General features: G+C 72.4%; 16 protein-coding genes and 1 tRNA gene. 12 read left to right on the top strand and 5 right to left on the bottom strand.

What is annotated here, in order from left to right; all coding sequences use genetic code 11:
- The first annotated feature begins 75 nt into the window (after window positions 1-75).
- The 7 genes from gltB to ACYVKF_RS15780 all read left to right on the top strand — a co-directional run bounded on the left by gltB (window position 76) and on the right by ACYVKF_RS15780 (window position 9897).
- Entirely contained in the window at window positions 76-4620 is a 4545-nt protein-coding gene (gltB, locus tag ACYVKF_RS15750) for a glutamate synthase large subunit (RefSeq protein ID WP_056918923.1), read from the top strand.
- The gene (locus ACYVKF_RS15755; RefSeq protein ID WP_056914279.1) at window positions 4613-6067 is read left to right on the top strand and encodes a glutamate synthase subunit beta; all 1455 of its coding nucleotides are present in this window, start codon (window positions 4613-4615) and stop codon (window positions 6065-6067) included. The genes gltB and ACYVKF_RS15755 overlap by 8 nt, the downstream gene beginning before the upstream one ends.
- A gap of 145 nt (window positions 6068-6212) precedes the next feature.
- A complete protein-coding gene (gene pyk, locus ACYVKF_RS15760; protein WP_056914280.1) occupies window positions 6213-7664 on the top strand; it encodes a pyruvate kinase in 1452 nt (483 codons plus the stop codon).
- Window positions 7665-7754: 90 nt separating this feature from the next.
- A tRNA-Leu gene (locus ACYVKF_RS15765) sits at window positions 7755-7840 on the top strand.
- A 103-nt stretch (window positions 7841-7943) separates the two neighbouring features.
- The gene (locus ACYVKF_RS15770) at window positions 7944-8555 is read left to right on the top strand and encodes an ANTAR domain-containing response regulator (protein WP_460967654.1); all 612 of its coding nucleotides are present in this window, start codon (window positions 7944-7946) and stop codon (window positions 8553-8555) included.
- Between the two features lie 3 nt (window positions 8556-8558).
- Entirely contained in the window at window positions 8559-9089 is a 531-nt protein-coding gene (locus ACYVKF_RS15775) for a GNAT family N-acetyltransferase (RefSeq protein ID WP_460967656.1), read from the top strand.
- A 226-nt stretch (window positions 9090-9315) separates the two neighbouring features.
- Window positions 9316-9897: a GNAT family N-acetyltransferase gene (locus ACYVKF_RS15780; protein ID WP_056914283.1), complete on the top strand. Its 582-nt coding sequence runs from the start codon at window positions 9316-9318 to the stop codon at window positions 9895-9897.
- 5 nt (window positions 9898-9902) lie between these two features.
- Here the strand turns inward: ACYVKF_RS15780 and ACYVKF_RS15785 are convergent, their stop codons facing one another.
- The 3 genes from ACYVKF_RS15785 to ACYVKF_RS15795 form a co-directional block, all read right to left on the bottom strand.
- Window positions 9903-11258, bottom strand: a complete 1356-nt coding sequence (locus ACYVKF_RS15785) for a DUF1501 domain-containing protein (protein WP_460967658.1) — start codon at window positions 11256-11258, stop codon at window positions 9903-9905.
- 7 nt (window positions 11259-11265) lie between these two features.
- On the bottom strand, window positions 11266-13068 hold the full coding sequence (locus ACYVKF_RS15790) for a DUF1800 domain-containing protein (RefSeq protein ID WP_460967660.1): 1803 nt from the start codon (window positions 13066-13068) through the stop codon (window positions 11266-11268).
- Between the two features lie 156 nt (window positions 13069-13224).
- Complete coding sequence (locus ACYVKF_RS15795) at window positions 13225-13668, bottom strand: PaaI family thioesterase (protein ID WP_460967661.1); 444 nt, start codon at window positions 13666-13668, stop codon at window positions 13225-13227.
- A gap of 19 nt (window positions 13669-13687) precedes the next feature.
- Between ACYVKF_RS15795 and polA the strand changes: the two genes are divergently transcribed.
- The 3 genes from polA to ACYVKF_RS15810 all read left to right on the top strand — a co-directional run bounded on the left by polA (window position 13688) and on the right by ACYVKF_RS15810 (window position 18286).
- Entirely contained in the window at window positions 13688-16360 is a 2673-nt protein-coding gene (polA, locus tag ACYVKF_RS15800; RefSeq protein ID WP_056918925.1) for a DNA polymerase I, read from the top strand.
- Window positions 16361-16380: 20 nt separating this feature from the next.
- Window positions 16381-17982 carry a hypothetical protein gene (locus ACYVKF_RS15805; RefSeq protein ID WP_460967664.1) on the top strand — a complete coding sequence of 534 codons (1602 nt, stop codon included), beginning with the start codon at window positions 16381-16383 and terminating at the stop codon, window positions 17980-17982.
- 100 nt (window positions 17983-18082) lie between these two features.
- On the top strand, window positions 18083-18286 hold the full coding sequence (locus tag ACYVKF_RS15810) for a hypothetical protein (protein ID WP_460967666.1): 204 nt from the start codon (window positions 18083-18085) through the stop codon (window positions 18284-18286).
- 1 nt (window position 18287) lies between these two features.
- Here the strand turns inward: ACYVKF_RS15810 and ACYVKF_RS15815 are convergent, their stop codons facing one another.
- Entirely contained in the window at window positions 18288-19439 is a 1152-nt protein-coding gene (locus tag ACYVKF_RS15815; RefSeq protein WP_460967668.1) for a glycosyltransferase family 4 protein, read from the bottom strand.
- A 137-nt stretch (window positions 19440-19576) separates the two neighbouring features.
- Here ACYVKF_RS15815 and ACYVKF_RS15820 point away from each other — a divergent pair, with 137 nt between their 5' ends.
- Together ACYVKF_RS15820 and ACYVKF_RS15825 are read left to right on the top strand one after the other, a co-directional pair.
- Complete coding sequence (locus ACYVKF_RS15820) at window positions 19577-20284, top strand: class I SAM-dependent methyltransferase (protein ID WP_460967670.1); 708 nt, start codon at window positions 19577-19579, stop codon at window positions 20282-20284.
- Window positions 20281-24513 (top strand): alpha-(1->3)-arabinofuranosyltransferase domain-containing protein, encoded by a 4233-nt coding sequence (locus tag ACYVKF_RS15825; protein ID WP_460967672.1) that lies wholly within the window; start codon window positions 20281-20283, stop codon window positions 24511-24513. The genes ACYVKF_RS15820 and ACYVKF_RS15825 overlap by 4 nt, the downstream gene beginning before the upstream one ends.
- Here ACYVKF_RS15825 and ACYVKF_RS15830 read toward each other — a convergent pair.
- The gene (locus ACYVKF_RS15830; protein ID WP_460967674.1) at window positions 24410-25690 is read right to left on the bottom strand and encodes an acyltransferase family protein; all 1281 of its coding nucleotides are present in this window, start codon (window positions 25688-25690) and stop codon (window positions 24410-24412) included. The two genes, ACYVKF_RS15825 and ACYVKF_RS15830, sit on opposite strands and share 104 nt — an antisense overlap.
- Between the last annotated feature and the right edge of the window lie 3 nt (window positions 25691-25693).

Raw genomic sequence — 25693 nt, forward strand, 5'->3', positions numbered from 1 at the left:
TGTACAGGTGTGCCCCGGACAGTCCAGGAGGGCCGCTCCGACGCACCACGACCCCTCTAGGACGGTGACCCGAACGTGACTTCTGCGCGCTTCTCCGCCCAGCCCGCCGACACCGGGCTCTACCGCCGCGAGTTCGAGCACGACGCCTGCGGCGTGGCCCTCGTGGCCACGATGCGGGGCAGCGCAGGTCACGACATCGTCGACCACGCCCTCACCGCGCTGCGCAACCTCGAGCACCGCGGCGCCACCGGCGCCGACCCGCTCGTGGGCGACGGCGCGGGCATCCTCACGCAGGTCCCGGACGCCTTCTTCCGCGCGGTCGTGGGTTTCGACCTCCCCGTCGCCGGCGCGTATGCCGTGGGCACCGCCTTCCTGCCCGCCGACGAGACCGAGCGTGCCCGTGTCGTCGAGCGGATCGAGGCCATCGCCGCGGAGGAGAACCTCACCGTGCTGGGCTGGCGCGACGTCCCGGTGAGCGCCGAGCTCGTGGGCCAGGCCGCGCGCGACTGCATGCCGTTCTTCCGCCAGCTGTTCGTCAGCTCCTCGTCCGGCCGGATGGTCGGGATCGGCCTGGACCGACTGGCCTTCTGCCTGCGCAAGCGGGCCGAGCGCGAGACCGAGGTCTACTTCCCCTCGCTGTCGTGCCGCACCCTCGTCTACAAGGGCATGCTCACCACCGGTCAGCTCGAGCCGTTCTTCCCCGACCTGTCCGACCGCCGGTTCGAGACCCAGCTCGCGCTGGTGCACTCGCGGTTCTCCACGAACACCTTCCCGAGCTGGCCGCTGGCCCACCCCTACCGGCTCATCGCCCACAACGGCGAGATCAACACCGTCAAGGGCAACCGGAACTGGATGCGCGCCCGCGAGAGCCAGCTCGTCTCCGACGTCATCCCCGGTGACCTCGAACGGCTGTTCCCGATCTGCACCCCCGAGGCCTCCGACTCGGCGTCCTTCGACGAGGCGCTCGAGCTGCTGCACCTCGGCGGACGTTCGCTGCCCCACGCCGTCCTGATGATGATCCCCGAGGCGTGGGAGAACCACACCGAGATGGACCCCGCCCGACGGGCGTTCTACGAGTTCCACTCCACCTTCATGGAGCCCTGGGACGGACCCGCCTGCGTCACGTTCACCGACGGCTCGCTCATCGGTGCGGTCCTCGACCGCAACGGCCTGCGCCCCGGTCGCTACTCGGTCACCGACGACGGCCTGGTCGTCCTCGCGTCCGAGGCCGGTGTCCTCGACCTCGACCCGACCCGGGTCGTGCGCAAGGGCCGCCTCCAGCCGGGCCGGATGTTCCTGGTGGACACCGAGCACGGCCGCATCGTGTCGGACGACGAGATCAAGTCCTCCCTCGCCACCCAGCACCCGTACGACGAGTGGCTGCACGCGGGCCTCATCCACCTCGACGACCTCCCCGAGCGCGAGCACATCGTGCACACCGCCGCCTCGGTGGCGCGTCGCCAGCAGACCTTCGGCTACACCCAGGAGGAGCTCAAGATCCTCCTCGCGCCGATGGCGCGCACCGGGGGAGAGGCGCTCGGCTCGATGGGCACCGACACCCCGATCGCGGTGCTGTCCGACCGTCCCCGCCTGGTCTTCGACTACTTCACCCAGCTGTTCGCCCAGGTGACGAACCCCCCGTTGGATGCCATCCGCGAGGAGCTGGTCACCTCCCTCGGCACCGTGATCGGTCCCGAGGGCAACGCCCTGGCCGCGAGCCCGGCGCACGCCCGCCAGGTCGTGCTGCCGTTCCCCGTCATCGACAACGACCAGCTCGCGAAGGTCGTCCACGTCAACGCCGACGGCGACCTGCCCGGCTACGCCACCCACGTCGTCCGTGGGCTCTACGACGTCACCGGTGGGGCCGCCGCCATGCAGGCCCGGCTCGAGGAGATCTTCGCCGAGGTCTCGCAGGCCATCGCCGACGGCGCCCGCTTCGTGGTCCTGTCCGACCGTGACTCCGGTCGCGACCACGCCCCGATCCCGTCGCTGCTTCTCACCTCCGCGGTGCACCACCACCTGATCCGCGAGAAGACCCGCACCCTGGTCGGCCTCGTGGTCGAGGCGGGTGACGTGCGCGAGGTGCACCACGTCGCCCTGCTCATCGGGTACGGCGCCGCCGCCGTGAACCCCTACCTCGCCATGGAGTCGGTCGAGGACCTCGTCCGCTCCGGCGCGATCGAGGGCGTGACCTCGGAGCAGGCGGTCAAGAACCTCATCAAGGCGCTCGGCAAGGGCGTCCTCAAGGTGATGTCGAAGATGGGCATCTCCACAGTCGCGTCCTACCGCGGCGCCCAGGTGTTCGAGGCGATCGGCCTGTCCCAGGAGCTCGTCGACCGGTACTTCACCGGCACGGTCAGCCAGCTCGGCGGGATCGGGCTCGACGTCGTCGCCGCGGAGACCGCGGCCCGCCACGCCGCCGCCTACCCCCCGGACGGCGTGCGCCTCCCGCACCGCAAGCTCAACGTGGGCGGTGAGTACCAGTGGCGCCGGGAGGGCGAGCCGCACCTGTTCGACCCGGACACGGTGTTCCGCCTGCAGCACTCGACGCGCCAGCGCCGGTACGACATCTTCAAGCAGTACACCCAGCGCGTCGACGAGCAGTCGGAGCGGCTGATGACGCTGCGCGGCCTGTTCGAGCTCGGTGGGGCGAACCCGCGCGAGGCCGTCTCGATCGACGAGGTCGAGCCGGTCAGCGAGATCGTCAAGCGGTTCAACACCGGCGCGATGTCGTACGGCTCGATCAGCCTCGAGGCTCACGAGACCCTCGCCATCGCGATGAACCGGCTCGGCGCGCGCTCCAACACCGGCGAGGGCGGCGAGGACGTCGAGCGCCTCATGGACGACGAGCGCCGCTCGGTCATCAAGCAGGTGGCCTCGGGCCGCTTCGGCGTGACCTCGCTCTACCTCACCAAGTCCGGTGACATCCAGATCAAGATGGCCCAGGGCGCCAAGCCCGGCGAGGGTGGCCAGCTGCCCGGGCACAAGGTGTACCCGTGGGTGGCCAAGACCCGTCACTCCACGCCCGGCGTCGGCCTCATCAGCCCGCCGCCGCACCACGACATCTACTCGATCGAGGACCTCGCCCAGCTGATCCACGACCTCAAGAACGCCAACCCCGAGGCCCGGATCCACGTCAAGCTCGTCTCCGAGATCGGGGTCGGCACGGTGGCCGCAGGCGTCTCCAAGGCGCACTCCGACGTGGTGCTCATCTCCGGCCACGACGGCGGTACCGGCGCCTCGCCGCTGACCTCGCTCAAGCACGCCGGTGGTCCCTGGGAGATCGGCCTCGCCGAGACCCAGCAGACGCTGGTGCTCAACAACCTGCGCGACCGCATCGTCGTGCAGTGCGACGGGCAGCTCAAGACGGGCCGTGACGTCGTCATCGCCGCCCTGCTGGGTGCGGAGGAGTTCGGGTTCGCCACGGCGCCGCTCGTCGTCAGCGGCTGCGTCATGATGCGCGTCTGCCACCTCGACACCTGTCCGGTCGGCATCGCCACCCAGAACCCCGAGCTGCGCAAGCGGTTCAGCGGCAAGCCGGAGTTCGTCGAGACGTTCTTCGAGTACATCGCCGAGGAGGTGCGCGAGCACCTCGCCGCCCTGGGCTTCCGGTCGGTCGAGGAGGCCATCGGCCAGGTGTCGTCGATCGACGCCACCAAGGCCGTCAACCACTGGAAGGCCGCAGGCCTGGACCTGTCGCCGATCTTCGCCGACGTGCAGAGCCCCGACGGCTCGCCGCGTCGGAACACGACCAAGCAGGACCACGGCCTCGAGAAGGCGCTGGACCACCAGCTCATCACGATCGCCAAGGAAGCCATCACCGACGGCACCCCGGTGTCGGCCGAGGTCGCCGTCCGCAACGTCAACCGCACCATCGGCACGCTGCTCGGCCACGAGGTCACCAAGGCCCACCCCGACGGCCTGCCCGACAACACGATCGACCTCACGCTCCGGGGTTCGGCCGGACAGTCGCTCGGCGCCTTCCTGCCGCGGGGCATCACGCTGCGCCTGTATGGCGACGCCAACGACTACGTCGGCAAGGGCCTCTCCGGTGGCCGGGTCGTCGTCCGTCCCGACCGCGCGGCGCCCCTGGCCGCCGAGCAGAACGTCATCGCCGGCAACGTCATCTGCTACGGCGCGACCACCGGCGAGCTCTTCCTGCGTGGCAAGGTGGGCGAGCGGTTCTGCGTCCGCAACTCCGGCGCCAGCGCGGTCGTCGAGGGCGTGGGCGACCACGGCTGCGAGTACATGACCGGTGGCACCGTCCTGGTCCTCGGGCCGACGGGTCGCAACTTCGCGGCCGGCATGTCCGGTGGCGTGGCGTACGTCCTCGACATCGTCGAGGACCGGGTCAACCGCGAGCTCGTCGACCTGTCGCCGTTGCGACCGGACGACGAGACGGTGGTGCGCGAGCTGCTCGCCAAGCACGTCGAGTGGACCGAGTCCCCGGTGGCCTCAGGGCTGCTCGAGGACTGGGACACGGCGCGCGGCCGGTTCACGCTCGTGCTGCCTCGCGACTACCAGCGCGTCCTCGACGTGCGGGCGGCCGCTGAGGAAGAAGGTTTGGACGTCAACGGCTCCGAGGTCTGGGAGCGGATCATGGAGGCTTCCCGTGGCTGACCCCCAGGGCTTTCTCAAGACGCGCGAGCGCGAGCTCCCGGCCCGCCGACCCGTTCCGGTCCGCATCCGGGACTGGAAGGAGGTCTACGAGGAGCAGGAGCTCGGGCAGCTCCAGCGCCAGGCCGGTCGCTGCATGGACTGCGGGATCCCGTTCTGCCACAGCGGTTGTCCGCTCGGCAACCTCATCCCCGAGTGGAACGACCTCGCCTGGAAGGGTGACTGGCGCGAGGCCATCGAGCGCCTGCACGCGACCAACAACTTCCCGGAGTTCACTGGTCGCCTGTGCCCGGCCCCGTGCGAGACCGCCTGCGTGCTCGGCATCAACCAGCCGGCCGTGACGATCAAGCAGATCGAGGTCACGACGATCGACCGTGCCTTCGACGCCGGCTACGTCCAGCCGCAGGCGCCCGAACGCCTCACCGGCAAGACCGTGGCCGTGGTCGGCTCCGGTCCCGCAGGGTTGGCGGCCGCCCAGCAGCTGACCCGGGCGGGGCACACCGTGGCGGTGTACGAGCGCGCCGACAAGCCCGGAGGCCTGCTGCGCTACGGCATCCCCGAGTTCAAGATGGAGAAGTCGGTGCTCGACCGCCGCATCTCCCAGATGGAGGCCGAGGGCACACGCTTCCGCAGCGGCGTCAAGGTCGGTGAGGACGTGACCGGCCGCCAGCTGCGTGACCGGTACGACGCCGTCGTCCTGGCCATCGGTGCCACCGTCCCCCGGGACCTGCCGGTGCCCGGGCGTGAGCTCGACGGCGTCATGCAGGCCATGGAGTTCCTGCCGCCGGCCAACAAGGTCGCGCTCGGCGAGAGCGTCCAGGGCCAGGTCACCGCGGAGGGCAAGGACGTCATCGTCATCGGTGGCGGTGACACCGGCGCCGACTGCATCGGCACCTCGCACCGCCAGGGCGCCAGGTCGGTCACGAGCCTGGAGATCATGCCGCAGCCCGGGGAGGAGCGGGTGGCCGGCCAGCCGTGGCCCACCTACCCCATGACCTTCCGCGTCGCCTCCGCCCACGAGGAGGGCGGCGAGCGGGTGTATGCCGTGTCGACCAAGGAGGTCCTCGGCGAGGACGGCAAGGTCAGCGGCATCCGCGTCGTCGACGTGCAGCGCGGTGAGAACGGCTTCGACGAGGTCGAGGGCACCGAGCGGGTGCTGCCGGCGCAGCTCGTCCTGCTCGCCATGGGATTCCTCGGGCCGGAGCAGCCGGGCGTCGTGGAGCAGCTCGAGGTGGAGCTCGACGAGCGCTCGAACATCAAGCGCGACAAGGAGTACATGTCCAGCGTGCCCGGCGTCTTCGTCGCGGGTGACGCCGGTCGTGGCCAGTCGCTCATCGTCTGGGCCATCGCCGAGGGCCGTTCCGCAGCAGCGGGCGTCGACAAGTACCTCAGCGGCCAGACCGCCCTGCCGCGTCCGATCAACCCGAACGACCGCCCCCTCGTCGTCTGAGCGGCGGGCGTCCTGCTCGACTCGAAACACGGCATACCCGGACACCCGGTGGGCCTCCCCGGAAGGGGTGGTTCACCGGGTGTTCGCGTGTCCGCAGGGTGACCGCCGTCACGTTCCGGACGGGGCGGGCGATAGGGTCGCAACCATGCGTCGCGCCAAGATCGTCTGCACCCTCGGCCCGGCTGTCTCCAGCCCCGAACGCATCCGTGCGCTCGTCGATGCGGGGATGGACGTGGCCCGGTTGAACCTCTCGCACGGCGAGTACGCCGACCACGAGGAGATCTACCGCTCCATCCGCCGGGCCAGCGACGAGACCGGTCACGCCGTCGGGATCCTCGTCGACCTCCAGGGGCCGAAGATCCGCACGGGTCGCTTCTCGGGTGGCCCGGTGAGCCTGCCCACGGGCTCCGAGTTCACCATCACGACGCGGGAGATCGACGGCACCCCGACCGAGGTCGGCACGACCTACAAGGGCCTGCCCGGCGACGTCCGCCCCGGCGACGCGCTGCTCATCGACGACGGCAAGGTCGCGCTCGAGGCCGTCGAGGTCACCGCCACCGACGTCCGCTGCCGGGTCACGGTCGGGGGCACCGTCAGCAACAACAAGGGCATCAACCTTCCCGGTGTCGCGGTGTCCGTCCCCGCCCTGTCCGAGAAGGACAAGGAGGACCTGCGCTGGGCGCTGCGCCTGCGCGCCGACATGATCGCGCTGTCCTTCGTGCGGTCGGCCAAGGACCTCGACGACGTCTACGAGGTGATGGACGAGGTGGGCGTGCGGCTGCCCGTCATCGCCAAGATCGAGAAGCCCCAGGCCGTCGACAACCTCGCCGAGATCATCGCCGCCTTCGACGGGGTCATGGTCGCCCGCGGCGACCTCGGCGTCGAGCTGCCGCTCGAGGAGGTTCCGCTGGTCCAGAAGCGCGCCATCGAGATCGCCCGCCGCAACGCCAAGCCGGTCATCGTCGCCACCCAGGTGCTCGAGTCGATGATCGAGAACCCCCGCCCCACCCGCGCGGAGGCCTCCGACGCGGCGAACGCGGTCCTCGACGGCGCGGACGCGCTCATGCTGTCCGGCGAGACCAGCGTGGGCGCCTACCCCATCGTCGCCGTCGAGACGATGGCCCGCATCATCGAGAGCACCGAGGAGCACGGCCTCGACCGCATCCTCCCGCTCGGCACCAAGCCGCACACGATGGGTGGCGCCGTGTCGGCCGCCGCGGTCGAGATCGGCGAGCTGCTCGGCGCGAAGTACCTCATCACGTTCACCCAGTCCGGTGACACGGCCAAGCGGATGTCGCGCGTCCGTCCGCGCATCCCCATGCTGGCCTTCACGCCGGAGGCGCACACCCGCTCGCGGCTCGCCCTCGCGTGGGGCATCGAGACCTTCCTCGTGCCGATGGCCCGGCACACCGACCAGATGGCGCGCCAGGTCGACAAGACCCTGCTCGCCGACGGCCGCGTCAAGGAGGGCGACCTCGTCGTCATCGTCGCCGGCTCGCCCCCCGGCATCCCCGGCTCCACCAACGCCCTTCGCGTCCACAAGATGGGTGACGCGGTCAACAAGGTCGCGCCCGCCTACGAGGACCTCGAGGACTGACCCCGCGAGGGGTGCCAGCGGGTGGCGGGCACCGCCCCCACCCGCTTGTATGCTGCTCCCGCACCTTCGCCGGCCCGTCCGGCGAGCTGCGCCGAAGTGGTGGAATGGCAGACACGGAGCACTCAAAATGCTCTGCTCGAAAGGGCGTGCGGGTTCGAGTCCCGCCTTCGGCACCACAGACCTCCCACTCTCGCCGTGGAACACCGGTCTCGCCCAGTGGGGCGTCCCCACGCCGGGCACGCAACATGCCGTTAACGTGCGTCCCATAGGCTCAGTCCTGTGAGCGAGACCCAGTCGACGACGACCACCACCAAAGCCCCCACGCGGATCCTCGTGGCGGAGGACGAGGCGCTGATCCGCCTCGACCTCGCCGAGATGCTGGCCGAGCTCGGTTACGAGGTCGTCGGGCAGGCGAGCAACGGCGAGCAGGCGGTCGAGATGGCCAAGGAGCTCACGCCCGACCTGGTGATCATGGACGTGAAGATGCCCGTCATGGACGGCATCACCGCAGCGGAGGAGATCGGCTCGGCGAAGATCTGCCCCGTGGTGATGCTCACCGCCTTCAGCCAGACCGAGCTGGTGGAGCGGGCGCGCGACGCCGGCGTCATGGCGTACATCGTCAAGCCGTTCACGGCCTCCGACCTCGCGCCGGCCATCGACATCGCCCGGCACCGCTGGACCGAGGTGAAGGCGCTCGAGAGCGAGATCGCCGACCTCGGCGAGCGGCTCGAGACGCGCAAGGCCGTCGACCGGGCCAAGGGCATCCTCATGAAGAAGCTGAAGATCTCCGAGGCGGAGGCGTTCCGCTGGATCCAGAAGACGGCGATGGACCGTCGCCTGGGCATGCGCGAGGTGGCCGACGCCGTCGTCACCGGCATGGACAAGGCCTGACCGGTGCCGGCAGTGGTTCGCGCGGCCTCGGCGGCCGACGCGCAGGCGCTGGCCGGCGTCGCCGCGGCGACCTTCGCCCTGGCCTGTCCGCCGCACGTGACGCCGGAGGCCATCGCGACCTTCATCGCCGACGTGCTGTCGGAGGAGCGGTTCGTCGAGTACCTCGCCGACCCCGCCCGTGACCTGTTCCTCGCCGAGGACGGCGGCACGGCGACGGGCTACGCCATGCTCGTCACGGGGGAACCATCCGACCCGGACGTGCAGGCGGCGCTGAGCGTGCGGCCGACGTCGGAGCTGAGCAAGATCTACGTGCTGCCCGACCAGCACGGCGGCGCCACCAGCAGGCTCCTGATGGCGGCCGCCCTCGACGCCGCTCGCGCCAGAGGGTCCCGGGGCGCCTGGCTCGGGGTCAACCAGCTCAACGAACGCGCTCAGCGGTTCTACGCCAAGAGCGGGTTCACGCAGGTGGGCACCAAGCGGTTCCTCGTGGGGGACCGGTACGAGGACGACTACGTGTTCGAGCAGCCGTTGTGACGCTCGCCCGGGCGGCCGAAACGGCCTCCTGATCCGAGGGCCGTCGCGACGAAATGCCAGTGGTCGCAAGCAAGCCCATTCACTTGCACGGAGCAGTTCTGTTGAAGACTTCACTAATGGAGCGCGGTGGCTCTAGAGTCCTACTTCTGGCGCGTTCCTGGAACGGCCAGCGGCCCTCGGGGGAGCCGCGCACACACGAGTCAGACCGTCGATGATGGAGGAACCGGTGAGCCGTCCCGCGATCAGCGTCAAGCGTGTGCGCGAGGACGAGCAGCGAGCGTTCACCGAGCTGTGGATGTCGGCCCGGGTCGAGGCCGGGGTCAGCCCGGAGGTCGCTGCCCGAGCCGCGTCGGAGGGCCGCGTCGCCGCCGCCCTGGGCCGTGAGGACGTCCGGGCCTACGTCGCGATGGCGGACGGGCGCGCGGTCGGGTTCGCCGTCGCCGCCACGAGCCCCTTCTCGGCGCTCACCGAGGCCCCCTGCGTGACGATCGACCAGCTGTACGTCGTGCCCGAGTCGCGCAAGCACGGCGTCGCGCGCCAGCTCATGGGTGCCGTCACGGTGTACGCCGACTCCCGCGGGTGCGAGCAGATCGGCTGCAACGTGCCCGCGCAGCACCGCGAGGCCAACCGCTTCTTCGCTCGCCTGGGCTTCAGCTCGCAGGTGGTCCGACGGATCACCACGGTGGCCGCCCTGCGCCGGCGACTGGGCACCGACGAGCAGCGCACGCACTCGCTCGAGGCGCTGCTGCACCGTCGCCGGTCGCTGCGGGCACGAGCCGCCCAGTCGGCCAACCGCCTGGCCGGCTGACCGGGTCAGCTCTGGGGCCTGGCGATCCCCAGCCGGGTCGTCGGCACCCCGGGCAGGACGGTGCCGGCGGTGATGCCGCAGCGCTTCTCGAGGATCTCGCCGAGGACGATGCGGTAGTCCGTCGTGGCGTTGAGGTCGCCGGCGAGGAGCTTGTCCGGAGTCAGGCCGGGCCAGGTCCCGTAGACCTTGCCCCCGTTGACGCCGCCGCCCATGACGAACGAGACGTTGCCGTACCCGTGGTCCACGCCGCCGGAGCCGTTCTCCGCCACGCGACGGCCGAACTCCGAGAGCGTCACGAGCGTGACCTTGTCGCCCGCTGCCCCCAGGTCGGTGTTGAACGCGGCGAGCGCCTTGCCGACCTCCGTGAGCTGGTTGTACATCCACCCGCCGTCGGAGCGTCCGAGGTTGACGTGCATGTCCCAGTTGCCGGAGTCGATGGTCACCGCTCGCAGGCCCACGCCGGCCTTGATGAGGCGGGCTGCATCGCGCAGCGCGTCGCCGAGCGCGCCATACGGGTATGCCGCGCCACCGGCAGGCGTGTAGGGGGTGCTGGTCAGCGCGGTGGTCGTGCCGACCGTGCTGAGTGCGGTGTTCGCCGGTCCGGCGAGCTGCGCGGGCGCACCGGCGTAGAGGGCGCCGAGCGCCTTGGTCCACCGGCTCATCTCGGTGGCGTCCCACGCGCCGGCCAGGTCGAAGCTGTCCAGGCTGCGCATGGCGAGCTCGACCGTGGGGCCCATGAGGGAGCGCGGGGCGCTGGTCGACGCGAGCGAGGTCGCGGCGAAGGGACCGGGGGTCGTGGTCGCGCCGACCATGCGGTCCAGCCAGCCCGTCCGCAGGGAGGACCCGGGAGCGGCGCGCTCCATCTCGTCCATGTCGGTGAAGTGCGACCGCGTGGGGTTGGGCTGGCCCACCGCGTGCACCATGGCCAGGCGACCGGACGTGAACAGGGGCAGAAGGGGGGCCAGTGCCGGGTGGAGGGCGAAGCGCGCGTCGAGCTTGAGCCCGCGGGACTGGGGGACGGCGATGTTGGGCCGGGCCTCGTAGTACGCGGCGTCGCCGACGGGTGCGACCGCGGTGAGGCCGTCGAAGCCGCCGCGGAAGGACAGCACGACGAGGGTGTCACCGGTGTAGCCGGCGTCGGCGAACGTCAGCTGCGTCGCGGCCTCGGCCGAGGTCGAGCCGAGGGTGAGGGCGCCGGCGGCGCCGAGCCCGGAGGCGGCGAGGAAGCCGCGGCGCGAGAAGCCGGTGTCCCTGATGCTGCGGACGAAGTCGGGGCAGCCGCAGGCGTCAGCTGACGGGGGGCCGGGGGCGGCACCTTCGACGGGGACGGGCGCGGTGCCGGGCAGGGTGGTGTGGGTCATCAGGGCCTCAGCGGGTTGCGAACTCGGGGGAGTCGAGGATGAGCGCGACGACGTAGGGCAGGCGCCAGCCGAGGGCGGCGTCGTTCGCGGACAGGGTCGTGGCAGCGGTCTTGTCGAGGAACGCGCAGACCGCGTCGCGCTTGGCGGCGGGCAGCGGTGCCTGGGTGAGGCGCTGCGCGAGGGCGTCCACGTACGCGCCATACGTCGCGGGTGCGGTGGTGGGGAGCAGGGTCCGGAGGGCCGGGTACTTCACCTTGGTCGTGGCGGGGTCGGAGGCCGTCCACGTCTGGTACATGTGGAAGTTCCAGGTGGTCAGGGTGGTGCCGGCCCCGGCCCAAGCAGGCGCCACGTCGGGGTAGCCGTTCGGCGCGGGCCACCCCATGGGGGCCTGTCCCGCGGTCTGGGCCATCCACAGCAGGTCGTTGAGCCAGCCGGGGAGGTCGGCGCCGGGCTGTGCCCCGAGGACGCGGACCGTCGAGACGATGTTCTCGAGCGGGCGCTTGGTCTTCTGGCCCGCAGAGGCGGCGAACTCCGGGGAGGTGAGCAGTGCCCGCAGCACCGGGGCGATCTGGGTGTCGTTGGCGAGGTAGACCTGGGCCAGCCGGTCGATGAGCGTCGTCGGCGGGGTGTCCGACACGAAGCGCACCGCGAGCTTGGTGACGATGCGGCGGGCCGTCTTCGGGTGCCGGGCGAGGTAGTTGAGGTAGGACTCCACGACCGGGGTCCCGGCGGGCGAGGCGTTGTCGTTGCTCCAGGTGAGCAGCGCGACCTTGCCGCGGTAGTGCCGCATGTCGCGCCAGAGGTACTCGCCGGTCTCGAAGTCGATGCCCATGCCCGTGAGGACCAGGGCGGACCGGCGGATGTCGGACTCCCGGTAGCCGCCGTCGACACCGACGGTGTGCAGCTCGAGCAGCTCACGGCCGAAGTTCTCGTTGGGGGACCGCTTGGTGGAGAACGCGTTGTCGAGCTGCTGCAGCATCGCGGGGTGCTTGGCCGCCGCGACCAGCATGTCGGAGTACCGGCCGAGGGCGTTCCGGCGGATCACGTCGAGGTGGTAGCGGTGCAGGCTGTCCCACGCGTCGCCCCATGGGCCGGTGACGACGAGGTGGTTGGTCCAGAAGTCCACCATCACCTCGAGCAGCTGGCGCTTGGACCAGATCGCGCGGGCCAGGTAGGCCTGGATGACGGCGTAGCCGGCGTCGCCGGTGCTGTCGGGGTAGTACTTGTCCCGCACGCCCCAGATCCGGCTGTTGAGGATGGGCCACTGGGTGGTCACCAAGGAGTCCATCGCGGTGTCGGGGACGGCGGTCAGGGGGCTGAGCTGGGCGTCGATCCAGGCGGTCGTTCCCTTGGCCGCGATCTCGGCGACCAGGGCGGGGGTGGCGCCCCACGACGCACGCCGGGCCAGGTGCAGGGCGGGGCTGGGTGCGGCGACGGCGGTGGCTCCAGCTGTGGCCCTGGCCGTCGAGGTGGATGAGGTGTAGGCGACGCCCTTCCGAGGGGTGTAGGCGCGGTCGATCGTGGCGGGGGCCGGGTCGTGCGCGGTGACAAGGGGTTTGGCCAGCTGCTGGGGGAGGGGGCGCTGCGTGATCGGGTTGGCGACGGTCGGGGCGGTGTAGGTGCTGGGGGACCGGTGCGGGGCGACGGCGTCGACCGCCGCGGCCGCCACGGCGCCCACGGCGCCGCGTCGGGTGACCTTGGCCCCGGCCGGCTCGGTCCGGGCGTCGGGGAGGGGGCCGGTCGCGGTGGGGGGTGACTGGGGGGAGTCGGTGGCGACGGCCGAGCGGTTGCGGATGATGCTGGGGGGCACGTCGTCGATCGTCTCCCGCGCGTCACGGGGGCGTCGTCACCCGTTCGGGCCGTTCGACGGGGGACCAACGGACGGCTTCCCGGCCCACTTGACCGGCCCTTGACCTTGCGCTGACCACGCCCTGACGAAGCGGGTCGAAATGTCGGGTTTCGGGGGTCAGGCCCCGGGTGCCGCCGCCCGCACCAGGCAGGTGATGCGGCAGGTGCAGATGCGCCGTTCCTGCTCGTCGGTGATGACGACCTCGTACGACGCGAGGGTGCTGCCGAGCGAGAGCGCCGTCGCGGTCCCGGTGACGAACCCGGAACGCGCCGCCCGGTGGTGCGTCGCGTTGATGTCGAGGCCCACCGCGATCCGCTCCGGACCGGCGTGCAGCGCCGCTCCGATGGAGCCGAGCGTCTCGGCCAGGACCACCGAGGCCCCACCGTGCAGAAGGCCGTACGGCTGGGTGTTGCCGCCGACCGGCATCCGGCCGACGACCCGGTGCGGGGTGCCCTCGAGTACCTCGATCTGCATCCGGTGCAGGAGCGAGTCGGGGTTCATCGCCTGCATGGCCGCGAGGGCGGGGCCGAAGTCGTCGGTGGTCTCGGGGGTGTCACTCATAACCAATAGGCTGCCATGCGTGAGTCGCCTCCTGCTCCTCGACGGACATTCCCTCGCCTACCGGGCCTTCTTCGCGCTGCCGGTCGAGAACTTCTCGACCAGCACCGGTCAGCACACCAACGCGGTCTACGGCTTCACGTCGATGCTGATCAACGTGCTGCGCGACGAGCAACCCACCCACCTCGCCGTCGCGTTCGACGTGAGCCGCAAGACGTTCCGCAGCGAGGAGTACGCCGAGTACAAGGCGACCAGGTCCGCGACCCCCAGCGAGTTCCAGGGCCAGGTGGCGCTGGTCCGCGAGGTGCTCGACGCCCTGAAGATCAAGCACGTGCAGCTCGACGGCTTCGAGGCCGACGACGTCATCGCGACGCTGACCACCCAGGCGACCGCGCAGGGGATGGACGTCGTCATCTGCACCGGCGACCGTGACGCCTTCCAGCTCGTGACCGACAAGGTGACCCTGCTGTACCCCGTGCGCGGTGTCTCCGAGGTCTGGCGGATGGACCCCAAGGCGGTCGAGGAGAAGTACCTCGTGGCGCCGGAGCGCTACAGCGACCTCGCCGCCCTCGTCGGGGAGACCAGCGACAACCTGCCCGGGGTCCCCGGTGTCGGACCCAAGACCGCGGCCAAGTGGCTCGGGCTCTACGGCGACCTGCAGGGCGTGGTCGCGCACGCCGACGAGATCAAGGGCAAGGCGGGGGAGTCGCTGCGCGAGCACCTCAACGGCGTCCTGCGCAACCGCCGGCTCAACCACCTCCTCACCGACCTCGAGCTGCCGGTCACCATCGACGAGCTCGAGCGGCAGAACTGGGACCGCGACCAGGTCCACACCGTCTTCGACAGCCTCGAGTTCAGGGTGCTGCGCGACCGCCTCTTCGAGTACCTCGAGGCGCCGCAGGAGGAGGCCGAGCACGGCTTCGACCTCGAGGGGAGCGTGCTCGCCCCCGACGAGGTGGCCGGATGGCTGCAGGAGTATGCCGCCGCCGGGGCCCGCGTCGGCGTGCACGTCGTCGGCAGCTGGGGTCGCGGCACCGGGGACGCCACCGCCCTCGCGCTGGCCACCGACGGTGACGCAGCCGCATACGTCGACCTCGCGGCGCTCGACCCGGCCGGGGAGGCGGCTGTCGGGGCCTGGTTGGCTGACCCGATGCGGCCCAAGGTGCTGCACGACGCGAAGGGTCCGCTGCTCGCCCTGGCGGCCCGCGGCTGGGCGGTCGACGGCATCGAGACCGACACGGCGCTCGCGGCCTACCTGGTCCGGCCCGACCAGCGCTCCTACGACCTGTCCGACCTGGTGCTGCGGCACCTCGGCCGCGAGCTGCGCGCCGAGACCGCCGACAGCGGCCAGGGGCTGCTCGACTTCGGCGACGACCAGGACACCGGGGCGCAGGAGTCGATGGTCCGGGCCCGCGCCGTCCTCGACCTCGCGGCGTCGCTGGCCGAGCAGCTGGAGGCCACCGGGGGCACCTCCCTGCAGCGCGACGTCGAGCTGCCGCTCGAGCACGTGCTCGCCGGGATGGAGCGCACCGGCATCGGGGCCGACACCGAGACCATGACCGGGCTCGAGGCCGACTTCGCCGCCAAGGTGCGCGAGGCCCAGGAGGACGCCTACGACGCGATCGGGGGCGACCAGATCAACCTCGGTTCGCCGAAGCAGCTGCAGGTGGTGCTGTTCGAGACGCTGGGGCTGCCGAAGACGCGGCGCACCAAGACCGGGTACACCACGGACGCCGACGCGCTGACCGACCTGTTCACCAAGACCGAGCACCCGTTCCTCGAGGCGCTGCTGCGCCACCGTGACGCCTCCCGCCTGCGGGTCACCGTCGAAGGGCTGCTGAAGTCGGTGGCCGACGACGGCCGCATCCACACGACGTACCAGCAGACGATCGCCGCCACGGGTCGTCTCAGCTCGACCGACCCCAACCTCCAGAACATCCCGATCCGCACCGACGAGGGCCGCCGCATCCGCGAGGTGTTCGTCGTCGGTGAGGGGTACGAGTCGCTGATGTCGGCCGACTACAGCCAGATCGAGATGCGGATCATGGCGCACCTGTCCGGCGACGAGGGGCTCATCGAGGCGTTCCGGACGGGGGAGGACCTGCACCGGTTCGTCGGCTCGCGCGTCTTCCACGTCGAGCCGCAGGACGTCACGTCGGCGATGCGCTCCAAGGTCAAGGCGATGTCGTACGGTCTGGCCTACGGCCTGTCGGCCTTCGGCCTGTCCAAGCAGCTCACCATCTCGACCGGTGAGGCGCAGGGGCTCATGGACGAGTACTTCGCCCGGTTCGGTGGTGTGCGCGACTACCTGACCGAGGTCGTCGCCGAGGCGAGGGGCACGGGGTACACGCAGACCATGCTCGGGCGCCGCCGGTACCTGCCCGACCTGACCTCCGACAACCGCCAGCGCCGCGAGATGGCCGAGCGGATGGCACTCAACGCGCCGATCCAGGGCTCGGCCGCCGACATCATCAAGCTCGCCATGCTGCGGGTCGACAAGGCCCTCACCGAGTCGGGTGCCCGGTCGCGCCAGCTCCTCCAGGTCCACGACGAGCTCGTCCTCGAGATCGCCCCGGGCGAGCGGGACGACGTCGAGGCGCTGGTCCGCCGTGAGATGGGCGGTGCCATGGAGATGGACGTCCCGCTCGAGGTGAGCGTCGGCGTCGGCCGTTCCTGGCACGACGCCGCCCACTGACCGGGACCGACTCCCTCGCCATGCGCCGCACCGCCGGGCTCCGGCTGTTCGCGGCACCGGTGGCCGTCACCGTCGGGCTCGCGGCCTGGGTGTGTGCCCGGTCGCTCGGCCAGGGCTGGTACCTCTACCGCGACTTCGTGGCGGTGCCGGACCCGCGGTTCGGACCGCAGACGCTGGGGACCTCGGGGGCTGCCGCCCGCGCCGTCCCGCTCGACGCCGTCACCACCGCCCTGGCCGTCGTGGTGCCGACCGCTGTGCAGCAGCAGGTCATGCTCGTCGCCACCCTCGTCCTGGCCGGGCTGGGCGTCACCGTCCTGCTGCGCCACCACGGGCCCGCCGCCATGACGTGCGGTGCAGCCGTCGCGGTGTGGAACCCCTATGTCGCCGAGCGCCTCCTCGTGGGACAGCCGCCGACCCTGCTCGCCTACGCCGCGGTCCCCTGGGTCGTGGTGGCGGTCAGGCACCCCACGTCCGCCCCGCGGCGGCTCCTGCTGGTGGTCCTGGCTGCGCTGCCCGCGGCCCTGACCCCCTTCGGTGGACTCCTCGCGGCGGTCGTCGCGCTGGTGGCCTCGCTGCTCACGCCGGGGCGGCGGACCCGGGGATGGATCGTGGCCGTGGCGCTCGCCGCCCTCGCGTGGTGCCTGCCGTGGCTGCTCGCGGCCCTGCTCGGACCGCCCGTCGTCGCCGACCGTGACGGCGCCGCGGCCTTCGCGGTCGGGGCGGACTCACCGTTGGGCACCATCGGGTCGGTCCTGATGCTCGGTGGCATCTGGGCCCCTGGCGCGCGGCCGGGATCACGCCTCGACCTGCTCCCCGTCGCGGCCTCGATCGGCGTGCTGCTGGTCGCCGCCGTCGGCGTCGCGCTGCTGGTCCGTGGGCGGCAGCACCGCGCGGCCGTCGTCGTCGGCGCGTCGTACGTCCTGCCCGTCACCGCGGTCCTGCTGCTCTCCTCCGGTCCCGGGCTCGCCCTCTTCGCCCGGGCGCAGGACGTGCCGGGCGTCGCGATCCTGCGCGATACGCACCGGCTTCTGGCCCTGTCGACGGTGGCGTTGGCCGTCGCTGTCGGCGTCGCAGTGGGGGCCGCGACCTCCGCGCTCGGCCGCCGGCTCGGCGGTGCCGGGTCCGCCCAGGGCGTGGGGGTCGTCCTCGGGGCGCTCGCACTGACCGTGCTCACGGTGCCGGACCTCCCGGGTGCGGTCACCCGGTCCTACCGTCCGGTGGCGTACCCCGACAGCTGGCACCAGGTGGTCGACGCGGTCGACCGTGCCCCCGCCGGCGCGGTCCTCGTCCTGCCCTGGCAGCCGTTCCGCGACCCCGCCTGGGCGGGAGGGCGACCGTTCCTCGACCCGGTGCCCCGCGCCCTCGACCGCGAGGTGCTGTCGTCCTTCGACCTCACGGTGGTCCGCGACGGCCACCCGGTCACCGTGGACGGGGGAGACCCCGCCGAGGGCGCCTCGTGGGCCGCCGGTCGGCTCGACCCCGGGGTGCTCGACCGTCTCGGCGTCACGGTCGTCGTGGAGTGGCGGGGGACCGTGGGCCGGCTCCCGCAGCAGCACACGGGGCTGCACCCGGTCCTGACGACCCCGGAGTTCACGGTGTGGGCCAGGACGACCGCCGGCTGACCGTGGGCGGGGACACGCGCAGAACTTTCCGCAGAAGTCGGCCGGGTGGGCAACCAGCGGGTAACATCCTCGCAACATCATCATCAGGAGGCCCTGGGTCATGCAGTTCTTTCGCCGTGGCGAGCGCGGTGCCGTCGAGTCGGCTGCAGCAATCACCCTGCTCAGCGTCGTGCTGGGCGGAGGTGCCGCAGTGGCTGCCGTGGTGACCGTCGTCAACACGACCGCCCCGAACGACTCCTCGGCCATCCAGGACGGGCCCAAGGACATCGTGCCGGCGGAGACCCTGATCCCCTACGGCGGCTGACTCAGGTCCGAACGGTCAGCGTCTGGGCGTCGGTCATCGCGACCGGCGCCCTTCCGTGTGCACCATGCAGAAGCAGACGTTCCCAGGACCCGATGGTCCCCTCCCACGTGAACTGGCGGGAGTAGTCGCGCGCATGACCGCCCATCTCCTCGCGGGCGTCCGCGTCGGCCAGCAGGCGGGCCACCTCGTGGGTCATCTCGTCCAGGTCGTCGACGAGCACACCGGTCCGCTGGTGGACGATCGACTCCGAGAGCCCTCCGGCGTTGCTGTACGCGATCGTCGGGACGCCGTGGCTGGCCGCCTCGACGACGCACAGGCCCCAGCCCTCCTTGACGCTCGGGGCGAGCGCCAGCCACGCCCCGGCGAGCTCGGCGTGCTTCACCCCGTCCTCGACGAAGCCGAGGAGGTCGACGTCGTCGGCCACCCCGGAGGCCTCGGCGTGCGCAGCGATCTCGTCGTGCCACCAGCCCTGGCCGATGACCCGCAGCCGGAGCCCGGGCGTGGTCGGCCGCAGGCGCGCCAGGACGTCGATCGCGTGCTCGACCCGCTTGTGCGGGACGAGCCGGCCCAGCACGACGAGCGTGGGGTCCGGACGTCTCGCGAGGTCGAGGGCGACGGGTTCGTCGGTACCGTTGTGGATGACCGCGATGTGCCCGGTGTCGACGCCGAGGCCGCCGAGCTCCTCACGGGTGCGTTCGGAGACCGCGACGTACTGGCGCCCGCGGTACACCCGCGGCGAGACCCGCGACTCGATGAACCAGCCGATGCGTGCGGCGACCGGACCGAAGACCACCGGCCACTGCTCGCGGTGGACGTGGTGCACCAGCGAGACCACCGGCGACCTGGTCGCCAGGACCGACAGGAAGGGCACGCCGTTCTGCACGTCGACCACCACGTCGTACCGCCCGTGGGCCCGTTCGTCCGCGCGCAGGGCGCGGGTCGACGCGGCATACACGCCCAGTCGGCCGCCCTGGCGACGCACCCGGACGCCTTCCACCGTCTCGGCCGCGGGGGCGTCCCCGTGCGCCGCGCAGTACAGCGTGACCTCGTGACCGCGTGCCGCCAGCCCGCGGCAGACGGTCTCGGCGTAGTGCTCCGCGCCGCCGCCCTCGGGGTGCGTGGAGTCACGCCAGTTCAGGAAGGCAATGCGCACAGTCGCTCCGTTGCGGCTCAGGGGTGGGGCTGCTGATGGAGAAATGTAGCCCCACGTCGGAGGGCCGCGCGGCGGACCCGGCCGGAACCACGCCGTCCCGTCCGCCGGCGCCACCCCGGGGGAGCCTGCGTCGCTCGGTGGCGCTCTTCCGGGCGTTCCTCGTCGAGCAGACCGACCCCGACCGCTTCTACTCCCTGCTCGCGGCCGACTCGGTGGCCGAGGCCGCGCGCTGGTTCGACCTGCGCGGCTCGGACGTCGTGGACGTGGGCGGCGGCCCGGGGTACTTCGCCGACGCCTTCCGTGACGCCGGTGCCCGCTACGCAGGGATCGAACCGGACGCGGGCGAGCTGACGGCGCGCGGCCTGGTCGGCACGAACGCCCTGCGGGGCTCCGGCCTCCAGCTGCCCCTCGCGGACGACTCCGTCGACTGCGCCTACTCCTCCAACGTCCTCGAGCACGTCCCCGACCCCGAGGGCATGGCCGAGGAGATGCTGCGCATCACCCGCCCCGGCGGCGTCGTGGTCGTCTCGTGGACGCCGTGGCTCTCGCCGTGGGGTGGCCACGAGACCGCTCCGTGGCACTACCTCGGGGGTCGCCGCGCCGCCGACCGGTATGCCGCGCGGCACGGGCGCCGTCCGAAGAACGACTTCGGGGTGTCCCTGTTCGCCTGCTCCGTGGCCCGGATGTCCCGATGGCTCCGCACGGCGGTGGCCGAGGACCGCGTACGCGTCGTCGAGGTACTCCCGCGGTACCACCCCCGCTGGGCGCGCTGGGTGGTCCGGGTCCCCGGCCTGCGTGAGGTGGCCTGCTGGAACGCCGTCATCGTCGTGGAGAAGCTGCGATGACCACGACGTCCGTCGAGACCAGGGCGCTCGCGCGACCGGGCACCGACGCCGCCGACCCCGAGGACGTGGTGGTCTGGCGCGCCCGGCTGCTGGCGGTCTGCCTCGCGCTCGCGGCGGTGGCCTTCCGGCAGAAGCCGGGCCTCGTCGTGGCCGACACCAAGCTCGACCTCACGGTCTCGCCGTGGGCGTTCCTCGGGAAGGCCCTGCACCTGTGGGACCCGCAGGGCGCCTTCGGCCAGCTGCAGAACCAGGCGTACGGCTACCTGTTCCCGATGGGGCCGTTCCACGGGGTGCTCACCTCGCTCGGGGTGGCTCCCTGGGTGGTCCAGCGACTCTGGTGGACGACCCTGCTGTGCGTCGCGTTCCTGGGCGTCTGGCGGCTGGCGACCGAGCTGCGCATCGGGACTCCGTGGCTGCGACTCGCAGGCGCCGTGGCCTTCGCCCTGAGCCCTCGCATCGCCAGCGAGCTGACCGTGACCTCGGTCGAGGTCTGGCCGATGGCGGTGGCCCCGTGGGTCCTGCTCCCACTGGTCGTCCGCGGGGAGCGGACCTGGCCGTGGAGGGTGAGCCGGTCGGCGCTGGCGTTCTTCGCCTGCGGCGGCGTCAACGCCGTCGCCTCGGGCGTGGCCCTGGTGCTGCCGACCCTGTGGTTCCTCACCCGGCGACCCACCCGGCGGGTCGCCCTGGCCTTCGCCGGCTGGTTGGGCGCCGTGGTCGCGGCGATGGCGTGGTGGCTGCTGCCGCTGGCCGTCCTCGGCGGCAACAGCCCCCCGTTCCTGGACTGGATCGAGGGATCCGGGGTCACCACCTCGACGGCCAGCGTGTTCGAGACGCTCCGCGGCACCTCCGCCTGGCTCGGCTTCCTCACCACCCCGACCGGACCCGAGTGGCCCGGCGGATGGGCGCACGTCACCCAGCCGGGAACGGTCCTCGCGACCGTCGTCATCGCCGCCGTGGGCCTGCTGGGCCTCGGCCTGCGACGAACGCCCGAGCGCACCTTCCTCGGCGTCAGCGTCCTCGTGGGCATGGTCCTGCTGGGACTGGGGCACAGCGGTGCGCTGGGCTCCCCGGTCGCCGACGGGGTGCAGGGACTGCTGGACGGGGCGCTCGCGGCGGTACGCAACACCCACAAGTTCGACGTGGTCGTCCGGCTGCCCCTGGCGCTGGGGCTCGTGGCGGCGCTGTCGGCCGGGACGCAGTGGCTCCAGCGAGCCGGCGCGGCCCGGTGGGTGGCCCCGGTGACGGTGCTGTCGCTCCTCGTCATGGCCACGGCGCCGAGCGCGGTCGCCGGTCTGGCCCGCAGCGAGGCCTACACCGCGGTGCCCGGGTACTGGCACGAGACGGCCGACTGGCTGGACGCACAGCCCGATGCCGGGTCGGTCCTCGTCCTGCCCGCCGCCTCGTTCGCGGACTTCACCTGGGGTTCGACGAAGGACGACCCGTTGCAGGCGCTGATGAAACGGCCGTTCGCGGTGCGTGACGCCGTGCCCCTGGGCTCGGCGGGGGCCACCCGGTGGCTCGACGGCGTCGAGCGACAGCTCGGTGCAGGCCGCGGCGGCACGGGTGTCACCGAGGCGCTGGCCACCGCCGGGGTGCGGTTCGTCGTCGTGCGGAACGACCTGCGGCTCGACGCGCAGGGTGATCCGCTGGTGGCCGTCCACGCCGGCCTCGCCGCCAGCGGTCTCGACCGCGTCGCCGACTTCGGGCCGGTTGCGGGCAATCCCGGTGAGTCCGAGGCCGACACCGTGGACTACCGCACGCTGCTGCCTCGACCGACGGTGGAGGTCTACCGGGTCCCGGGGGCTGCGGGCGCGTCCATGCAGTCGATGGCGAGTGTGCCTCGCATCACGGCCGGCCCGGAGGACGCTGCGGACGTGGCGGGTCAGGCGGGCCCGCGGCTGGGCCTGTACGGCTCGGATGCTGCCGCGTCGGGCTCGGCGGGGACCGACGTGGCCACGGACGGGCTGCGTCGCCGCGAGGCGAACTTCGGCGAGCCCACCCACAACACCTCGGCCGTGCTGACGGCCACCGAACCCACGCGGCAGGACCGCCCGGTCACGGACTTCGACAGCGACCCGCGGGCGCCCCGGACGACCTCGACGTGGACCGGCATCGCCGGGGTGCGCGCCTCCTCCTCGGCATCGGATGCCGGCGCGACGCTGCGACTCGGCCCCTCGGCAGCGCCGGGCGCTGCCCTGGACGGCGACACCGGCACCCGCTGGGTCTCGGGCACGTTCGGCAGTGCCACCGGCGAGTGGCTGCAGGTCGACCTGGACTCGGCACGGGAGGTGCGGGGCGTGCGGATCGACGTCTCCGTCGCCAGTCCTGTCGCCGCCCGACCGGCCGAGCTGACGGTGACGACGGAGCGCGGCAGCCGCCGGGCCGTGGTGGACCAGGACGGCAACCCCGTGGTCGTCGGCCTCCCCGCGGGCCCCACCCGCTGGGTCCGGGTCACCCTCGACAAGGTCCGCTCGGGTGCCCAGAACGGGTTCGCCATCGACGAGCTCACCCTCGACGGTGTCCGTCCGGCTCAGCTCCTGCAGGTCCCTGCGGCGCAGTCGCCGTCGAGCATCGTCCTGCGCAGGGACGACGGGTCGAGGGCCGGGTGCCTCCTGGTGGCCCCCAGCACCTACTGCTCACCGACGCTGGCCCTCGCGGGGGAGGGATCCTCCACGCTGGCCCGCCGGGTCACGGTGGGCACGGCCCGGCAGTACGGGGTGTCCGGCACCGTGCTGGCGGTGAGCTCGCCCGGGACGGATCGCCTCTTCGACGTCGGCGAGCGCATCACCGCCACGTCGTCCTCACGCCTGGTCGACGGCCCGGCAGACCGCCCCGGTGCCGCGCTCGACCGCGACCTCGGGACGGGGTGGGTCGCCGGCACGGAGGACTTCGACCCGTCCTTCACGCTCCGCCTGCCCGAGCGGCGCACCATCTCGGCGCTGCAGTTCCTCCGCGATCCGGGGCTGGCCGCGTCGGGGGCCCGAGCCGTCACGGTGTCGTTCGACGGCGGGCGCGCCCAGGACGCCGAGGTCGACGACGAGGGCTACCTGCGCTTCACCGCGCGCCGGGCGCGGACGGTCGAGCTGAGGTTCGGTGCCACCCGGCCGATGGTCAACATCGACTCGCGCAGTGGTGCCCGCACCTTCATCCCGGTCGGCTTCTCCGAGCTGCGCGTCCTCGGCGCGGACGACCTGCGACGCCCCGTCGACCCCGAGGCGGTGACGGGGGTCCCGTGCGGGTTCGGACCGACCCTGACGGTCAACGGCGCCGAGCACACCACCGAGGTGTCGGGGACCCTGGGTGACCTGCAGGCGGGGCGGCCGCTGGCCTGGTCGGTCTGTCGCGCGGCCGATCCCGTCGACCGCGACAGCGCGGCGGCCGCGGAGACGGTGCAGGTGCGGCTCGACGCGGGGACCAACGACATCGTGGCGACCCCCAGTGGTGAGTTCGCCGCGCAGTCCCTGACGCTGCAGGCGCCCGGCGCCGCGGCCCACCGGTATGCCGCGTCGACCCCCACCGCCCTGACGGTGGCCCGCCCGGAGCCGTCCGGGTTGAGCGTGGCACTGCCGGTGCGGACGGAGGACCAGCTGTTGGCCGTCGCGCAGAACTTCCACCCGGGGTGGACCGCGACGGTCGACGGTGCGTCGGTGCGAGGGGTCAGGGTGAACGGCTGGATGCAGGGCTGGGTGGTCCCTGCCGGCAGCGCGGCGGTCCTCCGGGCAGACTTCGCCCCCGACGGGTCCTACCGGGCGGGCCTGGCGGCAGGTGGGGTCGCCGTCCTCGCCCTCGGCCTGCTCGCCCTGCTGACGGCACGCTCCCCACGGGTCCGTCGCGCGCTGCGGCGACCGGTGCACGCCGGTGCGACCGGACACGAGCCACCGGCTGCCGGGGTCCTGCCCCGCTGGATCGGAGTGCCGGTCCTCGTCGTGACCGGTCTCGTGATCGCCGGTCCGGTGGGGGCGGCCCTGGGTCTGCTCGCCGCGCCGGTCGGGCTCGCCACGGGGTGGTTCCGGGCAGTCCTGCGGACGGCGGTGCTGGCGCTCCCGCTGTCGGCGGGTGTGCTGGTGGCCCTGCACACCTGGCCGGGCGGGCGTCTCAACCTCGACTCCCCGGTCGTGCAGGCGCTCAGCCTCGCCGGGGTGCTGCTGGGCTGCGGTCTGGCGCTGCTGGCGCCGGCCGGGGAGCGTCGACGGGGCCGGGAGATCCGGCCGGCGACGGTTCGAGGATGAACGTCGACCGGTGCTCGCGACGTCGGGCGCGCCGCATCAGCGGACGCTCCAGGCCGTAGAAGCTCGCGGCGGCGAGGGCCAGCGACACCACGAGGGTGAGGGCGAAGCGGGGGGCGAAGCTCCCGGCGAAGGGCTCGAGGCCCAGGGTGCGCTCGACCAGGGCGAGCACCACGACGTGGTACGCGAAGACACCGTAGGAGATGGACCCCAGGACGTGGCACACCCTCCCGGACAGGGCCCGCAGGCGTGGGCTGGAGGCCGCGCCCGGGACGACGGCCGGTGCGACGACGAGCAGGCCCAGCACGCCGTACAGGAGGTTCTTCGTGGCCGACGAGGCGATGCTGGGGGCGGACAGGTCCAGCGGTCCGGCGATGGGCGTGCTGACCAGGACGTAGAGCGCGATGGCGACGCCCCACACCGTCCCGGGCCGGCGCGCCACGACCTCGAGCGGGCTCGCCGCGATGACTCCGGCGGAGCGGCCCGCGTTCCAGGTCGCCAGGGCCATCCCGGCACCGAACCAGCCGAGGAACCCGGGCAGCCACAGGCGCCCGAGGGGAGCGTCGAGGGCGGTGCAGGTTGCCATCCACACCGGGCCCAGGACGCCGAGCAGGGCGCACACCGCCATGACCCGCCGGGTCCACGAGGCGCCGCGTCGTCCTCGGCACAGCAGCCAGCCGAGCAGGGGCAGGGCGAGGTAGAAGGCCGCCTCGGTGGCCAGGCTCCACATCTGGGTGAGCCCCTCCAGGGTGCCCCCCTCGGTGTAGACCTGCACGAGCGTCGCGTTGCGCAGGTAGTCCCACGCATCGGCCCGGGCGCTGGGGACCAGGGCCCAGGCGGCGGCGACGGCCAGCCACAGGACGGGGAGGATGCGCACGGCGCGGTGCCAGAGGTAGCTGCGCACCGCGGGCGTCCGACTCCCGGCGAGGTGAGCCACGGCATACGGGCGGAAGAGCAGGAAGCCCGAGATGACGAAGAAGATCGCGACGCCGGCGTCGAGGCGCGCCAGCACCCCCGCAAAGGGACCGCGCAGGGCGTCGCCGCTCTGGAACCCGACATGGGTCGTCAGCACGGCCAGGGCGCCGACGGCCCGCAGGCCGTCGAGCGCCGGGAACCGGGCCGCGGGTCGGTCGGCCGGGAGGCGGGCCGCGGGTCGGTCGGCCGGAAGGCGGTCGTTCACGGG

The organism is Pedococcus soli (assembly GCF_054782575.1).

Coding starts and splice junctions, on each gene's coding strand:
- ACYVKF_RS15810 (WP_460967666.1), top strand. CDS start 18,083: ATGCAGTTCTTTCGCCGTGGCGAGCGCGGTGCCGTCGAGTCGGCTGCA.
- ACYVKF_RS15825 (WP_460967672.1), top strand. CDS start 20,281: ATGACCACGACGTCCGTCGAGACCAGGGCGCTCGCGCGACCGGGCACC.
- ACYVKF_RS15795 (WP_460967661.1), bottom strand. CDS start 13,668: ATGAGTGACACCCCCGAGACCACCGACGACTTCGGCCCCGCCCTCGCG.
- pyk (WP_056914280.1), top strand. CDS start 6,213: ATGCGTCGCGCCAAGATCGTCTGCACCCTCGGCCCGGCTGTCTCCAGC.
- ACYVKF_RS15805 (WP_460967664.1), top strand. CDS start 16,381: ATGCGCCGCACCGCCGGGCTCCGGCTGTTCGCGGCACCGGTGGCCGTC.
- ACYVKF_RS15785 (WP_460967658.1), bottom strand. CDS start 11,258: ATGACCCACACCACCCTGCCCGGCACCGCGCCCGTCCCCGTCGAAGGT.